Source organism: Cephaloticoccus primus (assembly GCF_001580015.1).
In the GTDB taxonomy this organism is placed as follows: Bacteria; Verrucomicrobiota; Verrucomicrobiia; order Opitutales; family Opitutaceae; genus Cephaloticoccus; species Cephaloticoccus primus.
Window position 1 is genome coordinate 1 of the sequence record NZ_LSZQ01000015.1, and the last position, 19,031, is coordinate 19,031.

Annotated in this window: 15 protein-coding genes; 14 read left to right on the plus strand and 1 reads right to left on the minus strand. The window is 63.8% G+C overall.

Translation table 11 applies throughout. The features are described from left to right. Nucleotides 1-455: 455 nt before the first annotated feature. Nucleotides 456-2,759 carry a DUF2264 domain-containing protein gene (locus tag AXK11_RS09965; protein WP_068628852.1) on the minus strand — a complete coding sequence of 768 codons (2,304 nt, stop codon included), beginning with the start codon at nucleotides 2,757-2,759 and terminating at the stop codon, nucleotides 456-458. A gap of 486 nt (nucleotides 2,760-3,245) precedes the next feature. Between AXK11_RS09965 and nuoB the strand changes: the two genes are divergently transcribed. The 14 genes from nuoB to hisA all read left to right on the plus strand — a co-directional run bounded on the left by nuoB (nucleotide 3,246) and on the right by hisA (nucleotide 18,677). Further along, a complete protein-coding gene (gene nuoB, locus AXK11_RS02065) occupies nucleotides 3,246-3,758 on the plus strand; it encodes an NADH-quinone oxidoreductase subunit NuoB (RefSeq protein WP_068628893.1) in 513 nt (170 codons plus the stop codon). A gap of 211 nt (nucleotides 3,759-3,969) precedes the next feature. Further along, nucleotides 3,970-4,599, plus strand: coding sequence for an NADH-quinone oxidoreductase subunit C (locus AXK11_RS02070; RefSeq protein WP_068628854.1), 630 nt, complete (start codon nucleotides 3,970-3,972; stop codon nucleotides 4,597-4,599). Between the two features lie 167 nt (nucleotides 4,600-4,766). Beyond that, a complete protein-coding gene (gene nuoD / locus AXK11_RS02075; RefSeq protein ID WP_068628857.1) occupies nucleotides 4,767-6,020 on the plus strand; it encodes an NADH dehydrogenase (quinone) subunit D in 1,254 nt (417 codons plus the stop codon). 66 nt (nucleotides 6,021-6,086) lie between these two features. Then, complete coding sequence (locus AXK11_RS02080; protein WP_068628859.1) at nucleotides 6,087-6,620, plus strand: NADH-quinone oxidoreductase subunit NuoE family protein; 534 nt, start codon at nucleotides 6,087-6,089, stop codon at nucleotides 6,618-6,620. Between the two features lie 78 nt (nucleotides 6,621-6,698). After that, nucleotides 6,699-8,051, plus strand: coding sequence for an NADH-quinone oxidoreductase subunit NuoF (nuoF, locus tag AXK11_RS02085; protein ID WP_068628861.1), 1,353 nt, complete (start codon nucleotides 6,699-6,701; stop codon nucleotides 8,049-8,051). Beyond that, a complete protein-coding gene (locus AXK11_RS02090; protein WP_231865720.1) occupies nucleotides 8,044-9,960 on the plus strand; it encodes an NADH-quinone oxidoreductase subunit G in 1,917 nt (638 codons plus the stop codon). Before nuoF ends, AXK11_RS02090 begins: the two co-directional genes overlap by 8 nt. Nucleotides 9,961-10,006: 46 nt before the next feature. Next, the gene (locus tag AXK11_RS02095; RefSeq protein WP_068628863.1) at nucleotides 10,007-11,158 is read left to right on the plus strand and encodes a complex I subunit 1/NuoH family protein; all 1,152 of its coding nucleotides are present in this window, start codon (nucleotides 10,007-10,009) and stop codon (nucleotides 11,156-11,158) included. A 68-nt stretch (nucleotides 11,159-11,226) separates the two neighbouring features. After that, a complete protein-coding gene (locus AXK11_RS02100; RefSeq protein WP_068628866.1) occupies nucleotides 11,227-11,766 on the plus strand; it encodes a NuoI/complex I 23 kDa subunit family protein in 540 nt (179 codons plus the stop codon). 43 nt (nucleotides 11,767-11,809) lie between these two features. Then, nucleotides 11,810-12,397, plus strand: coding sequence for an NADH-quinone oxidoreductase subunit J family protein (locus AXK11_RS02105; RefSeq protein ID WP_068628868.1), 588 nt, complete (start codon nucleotides 11,810-11,812; stop codon nucleotides 12,395-12,397). Beyond that, nucleotides 12,394-12,702, plus strand: a complete 309-nt coding sequence (gene nuoK / locus AXK11_RS02110; RefSeq protein ID WP_231865721.1) for an NADH-quinone oxidoreductase subunit NuoK — start codon at nucleotides 12,394-12,396, stop codon at nucleotides 12,700-12,702. The genes AXK11_RS02105 and nuoK overlap by 4 nt, the downstream gene beginning before the upstream one ends. Before the next feature lie 114 nt (nucleotides 12,703-12,816). Then, on the plus strand, nucleotides 12,817-14,694 hold the full coding sequence (gene nuoL, locus AXK11_RS02115; RefSeq protein ID WP_068628869.1) for an NADH-quinone oxidoreductase subunit L: 1,878 nt from the start codon (nucleotides 12,817-12,819) through the stop codon (nucleotides 14,692-14,694). Nucleotides 14,695-14,706: 12 nt separating this feature from the next. Beyond that, on the plus strand, nucleotides 14,707-16,314 hold the full coding sequence (locus AXK11_RS02120; protein WP_082780764.1) for a complex I subunit 4 family protein: 1,608 nt from the start codon (nucleotides 14,707-14,709) through the stop codon (nucleotides 16,312-16,314). A 27-nt stretch (nucleotides 16,315-16,341) separates the two neighbouring features. Then, on the plus strand, nucleotides 16,342-17,880 hold the full coding sequence (locus tag AXK11_RS02125) for an NADH-quinone oxidoreductase subunit N (RefSeq protein ID WP_068628871.1): 1,539 nt from the start codon (nucleotides 16,342-16,344) through the stop codon (nucleotides 17,878-17,880). Nucleotides 17,881-17,891: 11 nt separating this feature from the next. Then, a complete protein-coding gene (gene hisA, locus AXK11_RS02130) occupies nucleotides 17,892-18,677 on the plus strand; it encodes a phosphoribosylformimino-5-aminoimidazole carboxamide ribotide isomerase (protein ID WP_068628873.1) in 786 nt (261 codons plus the stop codon). Nucleotides 18,678-19,031: the final 354 nt, after the last annotated feature.

Here is a 19,031-nt window from a genome sequence, read left to right on the forward strand (position 1 = left end):
GGCCGGGGCGGAGCTCCTTTACCGTGCGCGTCTCCACAAGGTCGGCACGCCCGAGCGGAAGCGGGCCCTTCGGTAAGGGATTCGCTTGGGAGGAGCATGGCGCGCCAAGGAGCCCAAGCAGAGCCACGACTGGGGCGGCTGCGAAGAGCCGAAAACAACTCATCTTATTCATATGGATTTAGGGGGATCGGGGATTTAGGGAATGAAGGGGAATATCCTGCACATAGAAGTGCGGGATTCCACGTAGCTCACACTGCCCAAACACAAATAGCAAGAGACCATCTGCGTTCATTGGATGGAAAATAGGAGTTAACCGTGCCTGCGTGTCGCGCGTTTGCTAACGCAAAAGGCCCGTGCGCTGTGGTGCACACGGGCCTTTGAATGAAGCCGTTGTGGAAGGGGCGAATTACCGGGTCGCGGCTAGCACTCGCAACAACGGCGGCGGGGCTGTGCGCTCACTGTTTCGCAGCGTCCAGTTTGGTGATTTCGCTGGCGGCCATCAGCAGCGCACCAGTGCCGTAGTACTGGGTATCGTTCTTGCCTGCCTGTCTGGGGCCGGTGCCGATCTGCTGCACGTAGCCCAACTTGCCATTGGGATGGAGCGCGCGCTTTAAAGCAGACCAGCCCTTTCGTACCGCGGGTTCGAAGCGTTCGCGGTCGAGCAGGCCGGCGTTGATGCCCCAAGCGAGGCCGTAGGTGAAAAAGCCTGTGCCGCTCGTTTCAGGTGGAGAGCCCTCGGGGGACAACAGCGATGGTGACCAGTAGCCGTCTTCCTTTTGCAGTTCGATCAGACGCTCGGCCATCTCTACAAACAGCCCGCGCATACGCTGTGCATCGGGACTGTTTGCCTCCAGCAGCGGCAATGAACGTGCCATCGCCGCAAACGCCCAACCGTTGCCACGAGACCAAAAGATCTTGTTTCCCTGATCGTCGCGCCTCTCGAAGTAGTTTTTGTCGCGGAAGTAGAGCTTTTCGACTGGGTCGTAGAGAAAATCAGTAGTGGCCCACCATTCGCGTAGAGCGTGGTCGCGGTAGCGCATATCGCCAGTCTGTTTGGACAGCTGGAACATTGCAGGCGGTGCCATGAAGAGCGCGTCGCACCAGCTCCAGCGGCCTGGCGTTCCAGGGACCACAGCGCTCAAGGGGCCCCGCGGCGCTTCAGCCAATAGGCGCTCAAAGATTGCGATGGTCGGCGCAAGTGCTTCCTTGCCCGCACCATTGCGAGCCGTCCACAGGTAGGATTGTGTAATCGTCTGATTATCAGCATGAAGAAGACTGCCACTATTGGGCTGCCAACGGGTGTCGCGGCCCATCTTCAAGACCGCTTCACGAATATCGGCGGGCGCACCATCCGTATCAGCCAGCACGGTCATCCCGGCCCAGAATGCCCCGTGCTCCCAGCGACGCAGGTAGTTTATGGCATCGGGCTGCGTCAGTTGCCAGCGCGCAGCACGGACCGCAACCTCCAGCGGCGTTTCAGGTGCTGGCAGTCGGCCCATCGAGCGGGGGGCCCAAACATCGGTGTCGCCGCTCCAGAGCCGTTCCGAAGACGTCGGTTCATGCGGATCGCTCCAAAACGGGTCGTCGGGCGGTAGCCCGAGGGGCAGGAGAGCCACGCTGCACAGGTAAAGGCTGCCTGTGCTGAGGTAGCTTTCTGCCAGCAGGGGCTGGTGTCCCGACAGGCCGATCTGCAACCAGCCATTTTCATCAAAGGTACCTGGTGCATCAAGCGTGCGCCGCATGGCACGGGTAAGTGCGGTGCGTACTGCCGCCGGTGGCGCGCCGGGAGTAATGATGTGGACGGCTCCGTCTTCGGTGCGCTGAATCACTGGTTTTGGTAATTCGCGCCGCAATGCGATATCGGCAAGTAAGTGAAAGGCACCTGCGCGGTATACGATTGAGCGCGCGAGTGCCGGGAAGCTGCCATCGGGGGCGATCAGCCGCTCCTGCACCGCCGCGTAGCGTTGCGCCGCGGCCAGTGCCTCCCGTTGGAATTGGCGAAGGGCCTCGCTCTCGTGGGCTACCTCATCCAAGATACCAAGCAGCATTGGCTGGATGACGTAGGAGTTGTAGTAGCTCCAGCCAAAATGGGGTTCTCCATAATACCCATCCCCGAGGTACCATTCCCGGAAATTTTCTAAAGTTGGTAGAAGGCGCGAGTCGTCGCGCGGCTCGCCGCCTCGGGCAAGGGCAAGCTCCACAAAAGCCGGAAAGAACTGCCAGTTGCTTCCGCCAGGGAAGCCGACGCTGCGAGTTTCCTTTAAGCAAGCGATGAGGTTTGCCTGAACGCGAGGTTCCAGCTTTTCCCACAGCTCACGCGGGGCGCGAAAAGTGGCTAGCGACAGAAACGCAGAATCGACAAGTGACTGCCCGTAGCGCCCAAAGGTCATTCTATCGGGGGAGCTGGGGTCGGTCGCTGCATCAATTGCACGGCGGGCCGCTTCTGCGAGCTGCCCGCGCAGTTGGCCTTCGGGCGTGTCATCGGGCCCAAGCTCCAGCCAAGGGGCGATCCCCGCGAGAAGCCGCGCAAGTGCCTCCAGATAGGTAACACCGCCGGGACTGCCGACAGGGCCCGTCAAGTAGGAATGAGTCGCCCTCGTCTCGACGGGCATTCTCAGTCTGAGCTCGCGTTTATCGAGCGCGTCAAAAATCGGCTCGGCAAGTTTGGTGGCCCAAGCCACCCACTCTTGCCGGATTGCTGCCGGATCAGTTTCTTCATTCAGATTTGCAGGCGCCGAGGCCTGCGCATGGGCAAACAAAGGAAAACCAAGCACCGCAAAGAGCAGTGCGCGGACTGGGGTGGCTCTGAAGAGCCGGAAACAACTCATCTTATTCATAGGGGTGAGGGGGGGCAGGGACTAATGGGGGGGGAGGGGAGGTGGGTTACAGAAGGGGGAACATCCCGCATACAGAGATGCGGGATTCCACGTAGCCCGCACTGTTTGAAAATGACAAGAGGGCTGGCGGAGGCTGAAGAGGAAAATTTCCGTGTTTGTATCGTCCTTCGGCATTACAAGCGCGGCACAACATGCTCGTTTTTGGCGAGTTCGGCCTCTGGGCGCTCACGCGCGGGCTGACGATGACTGACGTGGGGTTGTGCGTTTGTCTGTTAATGAGGTTGAGTCTCAGCCTTATTTGCCGTTTCCCTTGTCCTGCAAGATTTTATAAAATCCAACTTGCGCGGGATCGGGCGGCTCGTAACGCTCTGCGCCGATTTTGTTTCGAGCAAACTGTGGCTTTCTCACATGGTAACACCGAACTCTGAATTGGCGTATAACAGCAAGATCGAGGGCGAGGTTGTCGTCACTCGGGCGGATGCTGTGATTAACTGGATCCGCAGCAATTCGGTGTGGCCGATGCCGATGGGGCTGGCCTGCTGCGGGATCGAGCTGATGGGGGTGGGCGGCTCGCGCTTCGACATCGCGCGCTTCGGCTCGGAGGTCATGCGTTTCTCGCCGCGGCAGAGTGATTGCATGATCGTGGCAGGTACGGTGACTTACAAAATGGCCTCGGTGGTGCGCCGGATTTACGACCAGATGGCCGCGCCGAAGTGGGTGATCGCGATGGGTGCCTGCGCGTCTTCGGGCGGCATGTACCGCAGCTACGCGACCCTTCAGGGGGTCGACCGGATCTTGCCGGTTGACGTTTATGTGAGTGGCTGCCCGCCGCGGCCCGAGGCGCTGCTCGACGCGCTCATGACCTTGCAAAACAAGATCCGGAAGGAGCCCGCGACGCGCAACCTGCTCCGCGCCGAATGAGGGGCGCCCTTTGCCGTAGACTCCTCCCGCCGTTTCCGATGCCCACACCGCGCCCCGCTTAACAAGCCAACATGCCGAGCGATTCGCCCCAACCGCCTCCGAAAAACGCACCGCACATCATCCGCTGATCCACACTCCCGCGCGCCGCCCTCCCTTTCCCACCAAGCCAATCTCCCCGCCCTCCCGCCCCTCCCGCCGCCGCCACACGCCAATGTCCACCACCGTCGATATTCTCGCCAGCTTACAGGAACGTTTCCCGCAGGCGACCCCGCGCGCGAGCCTCGACCATCCGGCGCTGGACGTGCCGCCGGGCGAGTTGCTCGCGCTGATGCGCGTGCTGCGCGACGAGCGTGGGTACGATTTGCTCACTGACGTGACGGCGGTCGATTGGGGCGAGAGCGCGAGCCCGCGTTTCACGGCGGTTTACCACCTCTACTCGACGGCGACGCACGATTACTTGCGGATCGCCACGCCTTGCGCGGGAGACGATGCGGCGCCGAGCGTGCCCAGCGTCACAAGCCTATGGGCAGCGGCGGATTGGCACGAGCGCGAGACTTACGACATGTTCGGGATCCGCTTCGAGGGGCACCCCGACCTGCGCCGCATCTTGATGTGGGAGGGCTACCCTTACCACCCGCTGCGCAAGGAGTTTCCGCTGGCGGGGATCGAGACCGAGTGGCCTGAGCCGGACGTGGCTGCCGAGACGCGCATTAGCGTAAAGCCCGCGCCGATGGCGGGCGGCCCCTTCGTCGCCTCCAGCGGCCAGGTAAACCTCAGCGAGGCCGAGCCCCGCGCCAAAGACGAGAGCTGGGACGAGTCTAACGAAAAGCCTGCTCCCTGAACCAAGCCCGCCGCCTCCCTCTCCTGAACGCCGTCAACCAAACCCGCATCCACGCCACTGCCCGCCCACTGCCCGCCCGCTCGCCATCCACGCCAATTTAGCCGCGCCGCTCTCCGCTACGACTCAGCCGCCCAAGCCGCTCCCGCCCCCTCCCTCACCAAATCTCAATGGCCACCGAATTTAACTTTCTCGATACCGCTGCCAGGCACGCCAGTGCCCAGCAGAGCGCCGCTGTGGAGACGCCGGAGTTTGAGACCGAGAAGATGTCGCTCTCGATGGGGCCCTCGCACCCCTCGACCCACGGCGTGCTTCGCCTGCAAATGGAGCTCGATGGGGAAGTCGTCACCGAGGCGCGCCCCGTCATCGGCTACCTGCATCGCGGCGACGAGAAGATCGCCGAGAACATGACCTACAACCAGTTCGTGCCCTACACGGACCGGCTCGATTATCTCGCCCCGCTGGCGAACAACATGGCCTACGCGATTGCGGTCGAGCGGCTCGCCGGGCTCGAAGTTCCCGAGCGCTGCCAGGCGATTCGCGTGATCACCGCCGAGCTCGCGCGCATCTCGGCGCACCTGATCGGGCTCGGCGCCTTCGGCATCGATACGGGCGCGTGGACGATCTTCCTCTACACCTTTACCGAGCGCGAAAAGCTCTACCGGCTCTTTGAGGAGCTGACGGGCGCGCGCTTCACGACCAGCTACACGCGGATCGGCGGCGTGGCGCGCGATCTGCCGGAAGGCTGGACGGGGCGCGTGCTTGAGTTTTGCGACCAGTTTTTGCCGATCCTCGAAGAGATCCTCTCGCTGCTCACGCGTAACAAGATCTTTATGGATCGCACGGTCGGTGTCGGCGTGATCACCAGGGAAGACGCGCTCAGCTACGGGCTCACGGGGCCCAACCTTCGCGGCTCGGGCGTCGCGGCTGACCTGCGCAAGGACCGCCCCTACAGCGGCTACGAGCGTTACGAGTTTGACGTGCCGGTGGGCTCGACGGGGGATTCCTACGACCGCTATCTCGTGCGCGGCGAAGAGATGCGCCAGTCGGTGCGGATCATCCGCCAGGCGATTGAGCAGCTCCCCGATGGGGATTGGTATGCGCGCGATGCGCGGCGGATTTTCGCGCCGCCGAAGGACAAGATACTCAGCTCGATGGAAGAGCTGATCCAGAATTTCATGATCGTGACCGAGGGGCCGCAGATGCCCGCGGGCGAGGTCTATTTTGAAGCCGAAAACCCGAAAGGCGCGCTCGGTTTTTACATCGTGAGCAAAGGCGGCGGCGTGCCCTACCGCCTGAAAATCCGCGCGCCCTCTTTCTGCAACCTCTCGATCCTGCCGAAAGTCTGCGCCGGAGCGATGATCTCCGATGTGGTCTCCATCCTGGGCTCGCTGGACTTCGTCATGGGCGAGTGTGACCGCTAAAGCCGCTGCCGCCCCCCTCCTGATCGACCGCCGCACTGACCCGATTTTCCCGAGCTCCCCCGAGTGATGAACCTTAAGCCCGAAACTCTCCAACGCATCGACGAGGTGATCACGCACTACCCCGTGAAGCGCAGTGCGACGCTGCCGCTGCTGCACCTCATCCAAGAGGACATCGGCTACCTGCCTTCGGGCACCGCCGAGTGGGTCGCGGCCAAGCTCGAAATCGAGCCGATCAACGTCCACGGCGTGATCACGTTTTACCCGATGTTTCGCCAAAAGCCGATTGGGCGTCGGCACATCCGTGTCTGCCGCACGCTCTCCTGTGCGCTCAATGGCGGCTACAAGGTCTGCGATAAGTTGAAGGAAGAGTTTAACACCGAGCTCGGCGAAATCTCGCCCGATGGCGAAGTGACGATCGAGTTTGTCGAGTGCCTCGCGAGCTGCGGCTCCGGCCCCGTCCTCATGGTCGATGACGAGCTCCACGAGCGCGTCGATGTCGATAAGGCGCGGCAGATCGCCGCGCAAATCCGCGCCGAGTCTGCGGCTCGCGGCCCCGCGCCCGCCGCCGCATCGCCCGCTGCCGCCGCTGCCAGCGCCTGAGCCCTGCGGAAACCCGCTCCCGCGCACTACCGCCACCAGCCGCCCCTCCCTCATTTATCCGAAAAAAACTTCCCTCTCATGCCCGAAGAGCGACGCCTCATTTTCAAGCACATCGACGAAGTCGGCTACACCAGCGACATCGACTGCTACTTGCGCCATGGTGGCTACGAGACGCTCCGGAAGGCCGTCGCCCAGAGCCCCGAAGACCTGCGCGAGGAGGTCAAAAAATCCGGCCTGCGCGGGCGCGGCGGAGCGGGCTTCCCCTGCGGGGTGAAGTGGTCGCTCGTCGACCGCAAAAGCGGCAAGCCCATCTACCTGATCGTCAATGCGGACGAGTCCGAGCCGGGCACCTTTAAAGACCGCTACATCATCCACCAGGACCCGCACCAGCTCATCGAGGGGATCATGATCTCCTGCTTCGCGAACGGCGTGAAGCAGGCCTACATCTACATCCGCGGCGAGTTCCCGCACGGGGCGAAAATCCTGGAGCGCGCGATTGCCGAGGCCCGCGCGAAAAACTTCGTCGGGCCCAATATTCTCGGCACCGATTACTCCTGCGAGATCTTCGTCCACCGCGGCGCGGGCGCCTACATCTGCGGCGAGGAGACGGGCCTGATCGAGTCGCTCGAAGGCAAGCGCGCCAACCCGCGGATCAAGCCGCCGTACTTCCCCGCCGTGCTCGGGCTCTACCAGTGCCCGACCATCGTCAACAACGTCGAGACGATGTGCCAGGTCCGGCACGTCATCGACATGGGCGGCGAGGCTTTTTCGAAAACCGGCACGCCGGGCAACACCGGCACGCGCATCTTCTGCGTCTCGGGCCACGTCAAGCGGCCCGGCTACTACGAGTTTGAGTGCGGCAAGATCACGATGGGCGAGCTGCTCTACGACGTGTGCGGCGGCCCGCTGGAGGGGCGGCAGTTCAAGGGCGTGATCCCGGGCGGTTCTTCGGCGAAAGTGCTGCGCTTCGGCGAGCGTTTCAAAGGCAAGCGCAAGCAAGGCGCGGACATGGTCGAGTTTGACTGGGGCGTGGAGGACGTGCCGATGGACTTCGACTCGCTGGCGGCCATCGGCTCGATGGGCGGCTCCGGCGGCGTCATCGTCATGGACGACAGCGTCAGCATGGTCGAGGCGCTCGCCAACATAAACGCCTTTTACTCGCACGAGAGCTGTGGCCAGTGCACGCCCTGCCGCGAAGGCTCGCTGTGGATGAAGCGCATCTCCTCGCGGATGGTTCACGGCCAGGCGCGCGCGGAGGATGCGGCCCTGCTCAAGAGCGTCGCCGATCAGATCCCCGGGCGCACGATCTGCGCCTTTGGCGAGGGCTGCTCGTGGCCCACGCAGAGCTTCCTCATCAAGTTCAAGGACGAGTTCGAGAGCTACTACCAAAGCAAGGAGTCGCGCCCCGCCGAGGCCCTGCAACTTGTCTAACGCACAATCCATTTTCCCGCGCTTCCCGCTGCCGCACGCCACCGCGCCCTCCCGCCCCTCCCGCCCGCGCAACAATTTAAATCAGTCGAAGACTGCCATGATCCAGCCCGCCAACCCAGACCTCGTCACCGTCAACATCGACGGGCGAGAGATCGCTGTGCCCAAAGGCACCAACGTGATCGAGGCTTCCCGCAAGCTCAGCATCGACATCCCGCACTACTGCTACCACGAGAAGCTCTCCGTCGCGGGAAACTGCCGCATGTGCCTTATCGAGATGGGCATGCCCGCCGTCGATCCCGCGACCAAGGCGCCGATCATCGACGAGGCCACCGGCAAGCAGAAGATCAACTGGATCCCGAAACCCGTGATCGGCTGCGGGACAAATGTGAGCCCGGGCATGCACATCCGCACCACCACGCCGATGGTCAAGGATGCCCGCGAAAGCGTGATGGAGTTTCTCCTCGTCAACCACCCGCTCGACTGCCCGATCTGCGACCAGGCCGGTGAGTGCAAGCTCCAGGAGCAGGCCACCGGCTACGGGCGCGGCTACTCGCGCTACATCGAGGAGAAAAACGTGAAGCCCAAGCGCAGCGTGCTCGGGCCGCACGTCACACTCGACGACGAGCGCTGCATCCTGTGTTCGCGCTGCATCCGCTTCTCGCGCGAAATCGCCAAGGACGACGTGCTCGGCTTCACCGACCGCGGCAGCTACTCGACGCTCACCTGCTTCCCGGGTCGCGAGCTCGCCAACAATTACTCGCTCAACACGGTCGATATTTGCCCGGTCGGCGCGCTCACCTCTACGGACTTCCGCTTCAAGATGCGCGTGTGGTTTCTCAAGCAGACCAACAGCATCTGCACCGAGTCCTCGGTCGGCACCAACACTGTTGTGTGGTCGCGCGAAGGCGTCATCTACCGGATCACGCCGCGCCAGAACGACGGCGTTAACGACACGTGGATGACCGACAGTGGTCGCATGCTCTACAAGCAAGTGCTCGCGCCTGAGCGGTTGAAAAGTGCTGCCGTGCGCGGCGCTGCTGCGAGTGCCGAAGACGCGCTGCGCGCCGCCGCCGAGCTGCTGCGCGCGAGCGAGGCCGGGAGCATCGCCATCGTCGGTTCGGGCCGCAGCTCGGTCGAAGAGCAGTTTCTCACGCGCAAGCTCGCCGAGGCACTCGGCGGCGCGCCCGTCTCGCTCGTCAGCCGGGTGGGCGAGGGCGATGGGCTGCTGCTCTCGGCAGATCGCAATCCCAACCTGCGCGGCGCACTCGTCACCGGTTTGATCCAGTCGCTGCCGCCAGTCACTGCGTCGCTCGCCGCGCTCGGCGCTGCGATTGATGCGGGCAAGGTGAAGACGGTGATCTCCATCGGCGAAGATCTCACTGCCGCCGAGGCTGGCCTCAGTGCGGAGCAGCTCGCGAAAGTCTCGCTGATCACCCTCGGCACGCATGCCAGCGCGACGAGTGCCGCAGCCGCAGTCGTGCTGCCCACGCTCACGGTTTTTGAAAAATCGGGCACCTTCGTTAACCAGCAGTTCCGCATCCAGAAATTTGCGAAAGCCGTCCCGGGCCCCGAAGGCGTGGGCGATGACCTCGCGACGCTCTCGGCGCTGATCGCTGCCGCAAAGGCTGGGGCATCCGCCAGCGAGGCCGACACGCCCGCTGCCGCCGCATCAGCGGCCTCGTGCGATGTGCACGCGGTTTGGGCGACGCTCGCCGCCGAAGTGCCTGCGCTCGGGACGATGACCTACAAAACGATCCCCGACGACGGGCTGCTCCTCGACGGCACGCCCTACGCCGCGCTGCCCTTTGCCGAGGGCGAGGCGCTCCACTACAAACCTGCGTGCGCCGCCGAAACTGCCGCCGCTCCCGAAGGAGCCGAAAGCCGTGCTAAAGCCCCAGCCGCGGCCTGACGTATCGCCAACGAGCGACACTTAAAAAAAGGTCGAAGCCCTCACCATGATCGAATTCTGGACCAGTCTTTCTCCTCTGCTTCAAGGCGTGATCAAGGGCCTTGCGGTGATTGCCGTCATCTTCCCGCTCGCGGGTGCTGGCTCGATGGCCGAGCGCAAGGTCAGCGCGTGGATCCAGGGCCGCCCCGGGCCCAACCGTGCGGCGATTCCCTGGCTGGTGAAAATCCCCGTTATCGGGCGCGTACTCCAGAGGCTGGGGCTCTTCCAGCTGCTGGCCGACGGGCTGAAGTTTTTCTTCAAGGAAGACCCCGTCCCCGGGCATGTGAACAAGTTTTACTTCTTCCTCGCGCCTGCGGTCGCGCTGATCCCCGCGCTGACGACTGTCGTCGCGGTGCCTTTTGGCGCGTGGCTTGATGGCGACGCGGTGGTGCCGATCGGCCTCGCCAATGTGGACCTGGGGCTGCTCGCGGTTTTCGCGGTTTCCTCGCTCGGCGTCTACGCGCTGATCCTCGCGGGCTGGGCCTCCAACTCCAAGTACCCGTTTCTCGGCGGCGTGCGCGCCTCCGCGCAGTTTATCTCCTACGAGCTGTCGATGACGCTCTCGGTGCTGCCGGTTTTTCTGTGGGTGAATGAGCCCGGGCTGCGCGGCTCGCTGAGCCTCGCGCGTGTGGTCGAGTTTCAATCGCAGCCGGGCTTCTGGGGCGGCACCTGGTTTCTCTTCACGATGCCGGTGTGTGCGCTGGTCTTCCTCGTGGCGCTCTTTGCCGAGACGAACCGCCAGCCCTTCGACATGCCGGAGTCGGAGGCCGATCTCGTCGGCGGTTTCCACACCGAGTATGGCGCCTTCAAGTGGGCGATCTTCTTCGTCGCCGAGTACGCGCACATGATCGTCGGCTCGGGCATCTTTACGCTGCTGTTTCTCGGCGGCTGGAATCCGCTGCCGTGGGTTTCGCTGGCCGATTTTGCCGCGCTGATCGGGATCGCGGGGAGCCCCCTCCTGGTGGGGGTAGTCTCAATCGCGATCTTCCTGCTCAAGGTGCTGTTCCTGATCTTCTTCTTCATGTGGGTGCGCTGGACGGTGCCGCGCTTCCGCTACGATCAGGTGATGGTGCTCGGCTGGCAAAAGCTGCTGCCGCTCTCGATCGCCAACCTCTTCATTTACCTGATCGCCATCGCGCTGTTGCAGCCGCGACTCTAAACTCCAGCCCGCCACCGCCGCACGGTACGCCGCTCCCTCTCCACCTTTAGCCCTTTCCTTTTCCCGCCATGGCCACTCTCCCCGTCGAACGCAGACCGCTCACGCTCGCCGAGCGCAGCTACCTGCCGCAGATCGCGCGCGGGCTGAAGACCACGCTCAAGCACATCTTCTCGCCCAACGTCACGATGGAGTACCCGGAGGTGCAGCCGGAGATCCCGGCCGGCTACCGCGGTGTGCCGACGCTGGTGACCGATCCGCATGGCCGCGAGAAGTGCGTGTCCTGCCAGCTCTGCGAGTTCGTCTGCCCGCCAAAGGCGATCCGGATCACGCCCGGGGCCGTACCCGAGGGCAGCGGCCGCGAGCACATCGAGAAGGCGCCCGAAGAGTTCAAGATCGACATGCTGCGCTGCATTTACTGCGGGCTGTGCCAGGAGGTCTGCCCGGAGGAGGCGATCTTTCTGCAGAACCAGTTTTCGCTAAACGGGCTGACGCGCGAAGAAATGGTGCACGACAAAAAGCGGCTCTACGAACTGGGCGGCAGCCTCCCCGACAGGCACTTTAAATGGGACAAGAAAAAGGCCGCTGCCGAGCACGGCAACGCCCACTAAACGCCGCAGGTTGCTCCCGCCTCATCGCCACTCTCCTTAACCCATGCTCGACACGCTGTTCATCACCTTTGCGACCTTCGCCCTGCTCTTTGCCCTGGGCGCAGTGCTGAGCCCCAATGCGATCAACGCCGCGCTCTGTTTCCTGCTCTGCCTGGTGAGCGTGGCCGGGCTCTTCGTCCTGCTCGAAGCCTACCTGCTGGCCGTCCTGCTCGTGCTCGTTTACGCGGGCGCAGTCGTCGCGCTGTTCCTGTTCATCATCATGCTGCTGGATCTCAAGGAGGTCAGCGCGTGGAAGCTGCGCGGTGTGTCGGCGCTGGCGAGTGTGGCGGGTGCGGGGCTGCTGGTCGCGGGCGTGCTCGCGGTGGCCACGCGCGGGCAGCTCGACTCGCTGCCGCTCGCTGCGATGCCGGCACTCGGCGCCGACCTGAAGGCCTACGCGCATGCGTTGTTTACGACCTACCTGCTGCCCGTGCAGCTCATGGGCTTCCTGCTCCTGATCGCCATGCTTGGCGTGATCGTCTTGAGCAAAAAATTCACTGCCGATGCCGCCGGAGTCGCGGCGGGCGACGGATCGGCTGCACAAGCAAACCTCGGCGCTGCCGCGTCCACACTGGAGGAGGCCCGGAAATGATCACTATCTCACTCAATACACTCGTGCTGCTGAGCACGGCGCTTTTCGCGATCGGTTTCCTCGGCGTGCTGCTGCGCAAGAACACGCTGATCATCTACATGAGCCTGGAGATCATGCTTGTGGCGGCGATTCTCGCGCTGGTGGTCTTCTCGCGCTTCAACGGGACGATGGATGGAAATGTCTTCGTGTTCTTCATCCTCACGGTCGCGGCGGCCGAGGTCGCCGTAGGCCTCGCCATCATCGTGGCGCTGTTTCGCAAGCGCGTAACCATCGAGGTCGATGAGCTCAACGCACTGAAGCACTGATCGTAACTGCGCACCCGCACCCGCCACTCGTTACACTGCCCGCACCTGCCTCCGCACTCACCGCCGCCTTTGCCACCACTTGCCGCCCTCTTCTCACCGCTCGCTTCTCAACCCATGACGCCGGTCCAACAAGCCCTACTCGTCCTCCTGATCCCGCTGATCTCTGCGGTGGTGATTGCGCTTTTCCTCCGCCGTCGCGGCGGGCTGGCGACTGGCGTTTCCGTGGCTGCGGCCGCGGCGCTGGCCGTGCTCTCGCTCGGGCTGATTTTTGGCGGCACGCGCTTCGAGTCGTCGGTCGAGTGGCTGCGGCTGGGCGACTTCTCGCTCTCGCTCGGTTTTCTCTTCGATGACCTGGCCGCGCTGATGCTCTTCGTGGTGAGCTTTGTCGGCTTCTTCATTCACCTGTTCAGCGTGGGCTACATGCACGACGACCGCGCCCGCGCGCGCTACTTTGGCGGGCTGTCGATCTTCATGTTTTCGATGCTGGGGATCGTCCTCGCGGACAATCTGTTCATGGTCTTCATCTTTTGGGAGCTCGTGGGCTTCAGCTCCTATTTGTTGATCAACCACTATCACGAGAAGCAGAGCGCGGCGGATGCGTCGAAGAAGGCGTTTATCGCCAACCGCGTGGGCGACTTTGGTTTCCTGCTCGGGATCATCCTTTGCTACGCGACTTATGGGACGGTGAATCTCGGCGAACTGCGCGCGCTCGACGAGAGCAGCGCGGTAGTCGCCGCCAGCGCGATCCCGCTGCTGCTTTTCTGCGGCGCGCTCGGCAAGTCGGCGCAGATGCCGCTGCACGTCTGGCTGCCCGATGCGATGGAGGGGCCGACGCCTGTCTCCGCGTTGATCCACGCAGCGACGATGGTTGCCGCGGGCATCTACATGCTCTGCCGCGTGGAGTTCCTGATGGTGCCCGAGGCGCTCAACGTCATCATGTGGGTGGGGACGATTACGGCGCTCTACGCCGCGCTCTGTGCGGTGGCGCATCGCGACATCAAGAAAGTCCTCGCCTACTCCACGCTCTCGCAAATCGGCTACATGGTCGCGGCCTTCGGCCTCGGCTCGATGATCGTAAATGATGGCGGGCCGGAGACGATTATCGAAGCGGGCGTCGGTGCCGCGATGTTTCACCTGACCACGCATGCCTTCTTCAAGGCACTGCTCTTCCTCGGTGCGGGCTCGGTGATCCACGGCTGCCACCACGAACAGGACATGCCCAAAATGGGCGGCCTCGCGCGGAAGATGCCGATCACCTTTGCGACCTTCACGCTCGGTGTGTTTGCGATCATCGGCGTGCCCGGGCTGGCGGGCTTCTTCTCCAAAGATGCGATTCTGCTGTTGGCCTATCAGAACAATGGAGCGGTCTTTGCGATCCTCGCCATCAGTGCGGTGCTGACCGCTTTTTACATGATCCGCATGTGGCGGATCGTCTTCTTCGGCGAAGCGCGCAGCGAGGCCGCGGCGCAGGCGCACGAGAGCGGGCTGTCGATGACCGTGCCGCTGCTCGTCCTCGCCGTCCTCGCCGTGATCGGCGGCTACACGGCAGTTTATGGAAATCTGGCCGGGCCGCTTGCCAACCTGATCCCGCACAGCGAGGCCGCGCACGGGGTGATCCTCGTGACCAGTCTTGCCGTGATGCTGCTCGGCGGCGGGCTCGCCTGGGTGTTGTACCGCAGGCCCGATGCGAAGGACGATGCAATCGCGCAAAAATCGCCCGCGCTCTTCCGCCAGCTCGTCGCGCTGCAACGGCCCTTCGACGCGGCCTACGGCTACTACGTCGCCAAGGTGCAGCAACGCTTCGCGATGATGCTCAACTTTTTTGAGAAAATCTTTCTCTCAGGCGTCATCGTGCGCGGGGCAGCCAGCCTCGTGGGGCTCGTGGGGCTGGGGGCGCGCGCGCTGCACACGGGCAGCCTGCACACGTACGTTTACTGGTTCTTGCTCGGGGTGGCGCTGCTGTGGGCCATCGCCTCGGGCGTGTTGTTTTAGTGACTCAATGTTATGAGTGAACTGCCTTTCGATCCCCTCCTGGTGGCCATCCTGAGCCCGCTGTGTGCGGCGGTGCTGATCCTGCTCGCTCCGCAGCGCTTCTCGGCGCCGCTCGCTTGGCTGGGCTTTGGGCTGCCCGCGCTGCTGGCCCTGCACACGTGGTACCACTTCCCGTCCGGGCTGGGCGGCGACTACGCGTTCGCGAGCGAGTACGGCACGGGCCTTTCGCGCTTCGGGATCGCGCTGCATCTCGGGCTGAACGGCATCTCCATGCCGCTGTTTGCGCTGGCGGGAATCGTCGGCCTGGCGGCCGGGCTTTACGCGCTCCAGTCGGGCGCGGAGCGGCTCAGGCTCTACCTCGCGCTGCTGCTCGTGATGCAGGGCGGATTGATGGGCGTCTTCGCGAGCGTGGATGTGTTTTTCTTCTACTTCTTCCACGAGCTCGCGCTGATCCCGACCTTTATCATGGTCGGCATCTGGGGCGGGCGGGATCGGCACTACGCGGCGATGAAGCTGACGATCTACCTGACGCTTGGAGCCATGCTCACGCTGGTCGGGCTGATCGCGGTGTATGTGCAGAGCGGGGCGCAGAGCTTCGATTTGATCGCGCTGCGCGCTGCGCTCACCGCGCAGCCGCTGGCGGAGACGGTGCAGCATTACGCGTTCGGGCTGTTGTTGTTCGGCTTCGGCATCCTCGTCTCGCTGTGGCCGCTGCACACTTGGGCGCCGCTCGGCTACGGTGCGGCGCCGAGCTCGGCGGCGATGCTGCACGCGGGCGTGCTCAAAAAGTTCGGGCTCTACGGGCTGGTGCAAATCGCGCTGCCGCTGATGCCGTTCGGCGCGGCAAAGTGGGTGGGGCTGCTCGCGCTGCTCGCGGCGCTGGGGAATGTGCTCGTCATTGGCTTCGTCACGATGGCGCAGCGCGACCTTAAGCAAATGGTCGGTTACAGCTCGGTCATGCACATGGGCTACGCGTTTCTGGGGCTCGCGTGCCTGAGCACCGTAGGGGCGGGTGGCGTGGTGCTGCTGATGGTCGCGCACGGGCTCTCGGTCGCGCTGATGTTCCTGCTGGCGACGAGCGTGCACCAGCGCACGCAGACCTTTGACATGGAGCAGATGGGCGGGCTGGCGCAGCGCGCGCCTGTTCTGGCGGCGTTTTTTGTGGCGGCGACGATGGCGGGGATCGGCCTGCCGGGCTTCGCCAATTTCTGGGGCGAGCTGTCGATCTTTGTCGCGCTGTGGAGCTTCTCTCCGGTGTTCACCGTAGTCGCAGTCGCGGGGATCATCCTCTCGGCGATTTACGGGCTGCGCGCTGCGGCTCGGGTTTTCTTCGGGAGCCCCACTGCGGAGTTTGCGCGTGTCGCCGAGGCGCAAGCGCCCGCGGATTTGCGCTGGGCCGAGCGCGTGCCCGCGCTGCTGCTCCTGGCGGCGCTGCTGTTCATCGGCTTTTGGCCGAAGTCGATTTCCGAGCCCGTCAACCAGGCCTTGTCCGGCAGCTGGGCTGCTGCGGTGGACGCGGGAGCTCCGGCTGCGGCGATTCCCTTTTCTGCGCCAGCTCCAGTGGCGGTTGATGCGGCTGCCCCGGGAGCACGCGCGGCTGCGTTTACCGCAGTGGACTGATTTTCCCCTCCTTCATTTTTCCCATCCATGAGTGTCGAACTCCTTCAAGCCGCAGCCGACTCCAACCGCTGGGGTGCCATAATCCCCGAGGTCTCGCTGGGCTGTCTCGCTTTGCTGTTGTTGGTACTGGAAATGGCGCTGCCGCGGCGCGCCCATCGCTTGATCCCGGCGGTGGCGATTGTCGGGCAGTTGGCGCTGCTGGTGGGCGTACTCGCCTGCTTCAACGCGCCGTACCTGGGCACCGAGACGTTTAACGGGCTGCTGGTGCACACGCGCGACGGGCAGTTCATGCGCGTGTTTTTCCTGCTGGCCTCGCTGCTCGTCAGCCTGCTGGGGGCGGTGAGCCTGGCGCGCCGGCAGCTCCCGCGGATCGAGTTTTTCCACATCGTGCTCGTGGTGAGCGCGGCGATGATGCTGCTCGCGCAGAGTAACCACTTCGTGATGCTCTTCGTGGCGCTGGAGACGGTGACGGTGGGTTTCTACATCCTCGTCAGCTATTTCCGCGCGAGCCCGCTATCGCTTGAGGCGGGGCTCAAGTACTTGATCACCGGGGCGCTGAGCTCGGGCCTGCTGCTTTTCGGGATCGTGCTGCTGTACGGCGTGGCGGGAAATCCGCTGCTCGTCGGCTCGACGGAGAGCGGGATGCACTTCGGGCATTTGCAGACTTTTCTCGCGGCCAATCCCGACCACTTCCTCGCGAGCCTCGGCATCGTCCTCGTGCTCTGCGGCGTGTGTTTCAAGATCGGCGCCTTCCCGTTTCAGATCTGGATCCCCGATGTGTACCAAGGTGCGCCTACGCCGGTGACGGCCTTTCTCGCCGTCGCCTCAAAGGCCGCAGGCTTCGCCATCTTGCTGACGCTGGTGCACACGGCCTTTGCGCCCTACGCGGGACTGGTCGTGCCCACGCTTACGGTGCTGGCCGCGCTCACCTTGATTTTCGGAAACCTCGCGGCGCTCACGCAGCATAACGTGAAGCGGCTCATCGGCCTGTCCGGCGTTTCGCATGCGGGCTTCCTGTTGCTCGGCGTCGTCGCCTCGCTGCATGCGGGCTCGGCGGCTTCGGCGATTGGCGCGGTGCAGTTTTACCTAGCTGTCTACCTACTGGCTTCGTTTGCGGTGTTTGGCGTGATGACCCAGCTCGCGCCTGCCGAGGATGCGACCCAGGAGCTCGACCACTATCGCGGCTTGGCGAAGAGGCAGCCCTTCCTCGCATTTGTGCTGGCGGTGGGGCTGGGCTCGCTGGCGGGCATTCCGCCGCTGGCTGGCTTTGTGGGTAAGCTGGCGATCTTCATTAACGCCTTCGACGCGCAGCTCTACGTGCTGCTCGGGATCGCGATCCTCGGTGTGGTCGTCTCCATCTACTACTACTTTGGCTGGATCCGCGTGGCCTTCTTTGGCGAGAGCACGGAGAGCGAAACGGCGGCTGCGACACCGCGCGAGGGCGGCGATGGGCAGCCGTGCTGTGGCTGCTGTGTGACGCGCTTTGTGCTCGGGCTGCTCGCGGCGGCGACGCTTGTTCTTGGTTTTTATCAAGGCGGGCTTGGCGAGTGGTTTTTCTCCCGCTAGGGCTGTGACTCGTGACACGTTTCCGCCCCTGCATCGACCTCCACAACGGTAAGGTAAAACAAATCGTAGGTGGCACACTCACCGACGATGGCGTCGGGCTGCGCACCAACTTCGAGAGCGAGCACCCTGCCGAGTACTACTCCGCGCTATACCGCAGCGATGGGCTGCGCGGCGGGCACTTGATCAAGCTCGGGCCGGGTAACGACGAGGCCGCGCGCGCCGCGCTCACCGCATATCCGGGCGGGCTGCAAATCGGCGGGGGCATCACGCTTGAAAACGCGGCAGTCTGGCTGATCGCGGGCGCCAGCCACGTGATTGTGACTTCCTACCTCTTTGACGAAAAGGGGCACTTCCGCCCCGAGCGGCTCCAGTCCCTCATCGCCGAGGTGGGCGCGGACCGGATCGTGATAGACCTGAGCTGCCGCCGCGAGCGCAGTGGCTGGCAGGTCGCGATGAACCGCTGGACGCAGCCGACTGACCTGTGGCTTACCCCGGCCAACTTGCGCGCGCTGGCAGGCGCCTGTGCCGAGCTGCTGGTGCACGCTGCCGATGTCGAGGGCCAGCAGGGCGGCATCGACGAAGAGCTGGTACACCATCTGGGCGAGCACGCGCCCCTGCCTGTGACCTACGCGGGCGGCGCCAGCGAGCTGGCCGACCTCGCGCTCGTAGATGCGCTCAGCGCTGGCCGCGTAGACCTGTCGATCGGCAGCGCACTCGATATCTTCGGCGGAAACAAAGTCCGCTACAGCGACTGCGTCGCGTGGAACGCGACCCGGAGCGAACTGCCTTCTCCATAGGGCGAGCGCGTCGCGGAAAGAAAGAGTTGAAGACTCCCACTGCGCGTGGGGCGGCAGGCAGTGCCTGCTCCCATTGAATTTGCGATTTTGCCTGTGCGCTCCGCGCCCGGACAAAATCGCAAATTTAAAGGGACTCCCCCCTGTTGCTTCGCAACAGGGTAAGGAGCTTCCAATGCGATCGGGGGCGTAAACCCATTTGGGCGCCGCGAAAAAGTTTACGGGTTAAACTCCCACCTGAGCTTCGCTCAGGGAGTTCATTCAACTGTGCGGTTTGCTCGGCGGGCGGAACGCCCGACAGCAAGCCGCTCAGTAAATGGCAGGGGACACCGTCCCCCGCTGCCCGCGCAGGGCCAA

Bases quoted from the DNA above. Each gene is read 5' to 3' on its own strand.
- nuoL (WP_068628869.1), top strand. From the start codon at position 12,817: ATGACGCCGGTCCAACAAGCCCTACTCGTCCTCCTGATCCCGCTGATC.
- nuoB (WP_068628893.1), top strand. From the start codon at position 3,246: ATGGTAACACCGAACTCTGAATTGGCGTATAACAGCAAGATCGAGGGC.
- AXK11_RS02070 (WP_068628854.1), top strand. From the start codon at position 3,970: ATGTCCACCACCGTCGATATTCTCGCCAGCTTACAGGAACGTTTCCCG.
- AXK11_RS02125 (WP_068628871.1), top strand. From the start codon at position 16,342: ATGAGTGTCGAACTCCTTCAAGCCGCAGCCGACTCCAACCGCTGGGGT.
- nuoF (WP_068628861.1), top strand. From the start codon at position 6,699: ATGCCCGAAGAGCGACGCCTCATTTTCAAGCACATCGACGAAGTCGGC.
- nuoK (WP_231865721.1), top strand. From the start codon at position 12,394: ATGATCACTATCTCACTCAATACACTCGTGCTGCTGAGCACGGCGCTT.
- AXK11_RS02105 (WP_068628868.1), top strand. From the start codon at position 11,810: ATGCTCGACACGCTGTTCATCACCTTTGCGACCTTCGCCCTGCTCTTT.
- AXK11_RS02095 (WP_068628863.1), top strand. From the start codon at position 10,007: ATGATCGAATTCTGGACCAGTCTTTCTCCTCTGCTTCAAGGCGTGATC.
- AXK11_RS02080 (WP_068628859.1), top strand. From the start codon at position 6,087: ATGAACCTTAAGCCCGAAACTCTCCAACGCATCGACGAGGTGATCACG.
- AXK11_RS02120 (WP_082780764.1), top strand. From the start codon at position 14,707: ATGAGTGAACTGCCTTTCGATCCCCTCCTGGTGGCCATCCTGAGCCCG.
- nuoD (WP_068628857.1), top strand. From the start codon at position 4,767: ATGGCCACCGAATTTAACTTTCTCGATACCGCTGCCAGGCACGCCAGT.
- AXK11_RS02100 (WP_068628866.1), top strand. From the start codon at position 11,227: ATGGCCACTCTCCCCGTCGAACGCAGACCGCTCACGCTCGCCGAGCGC.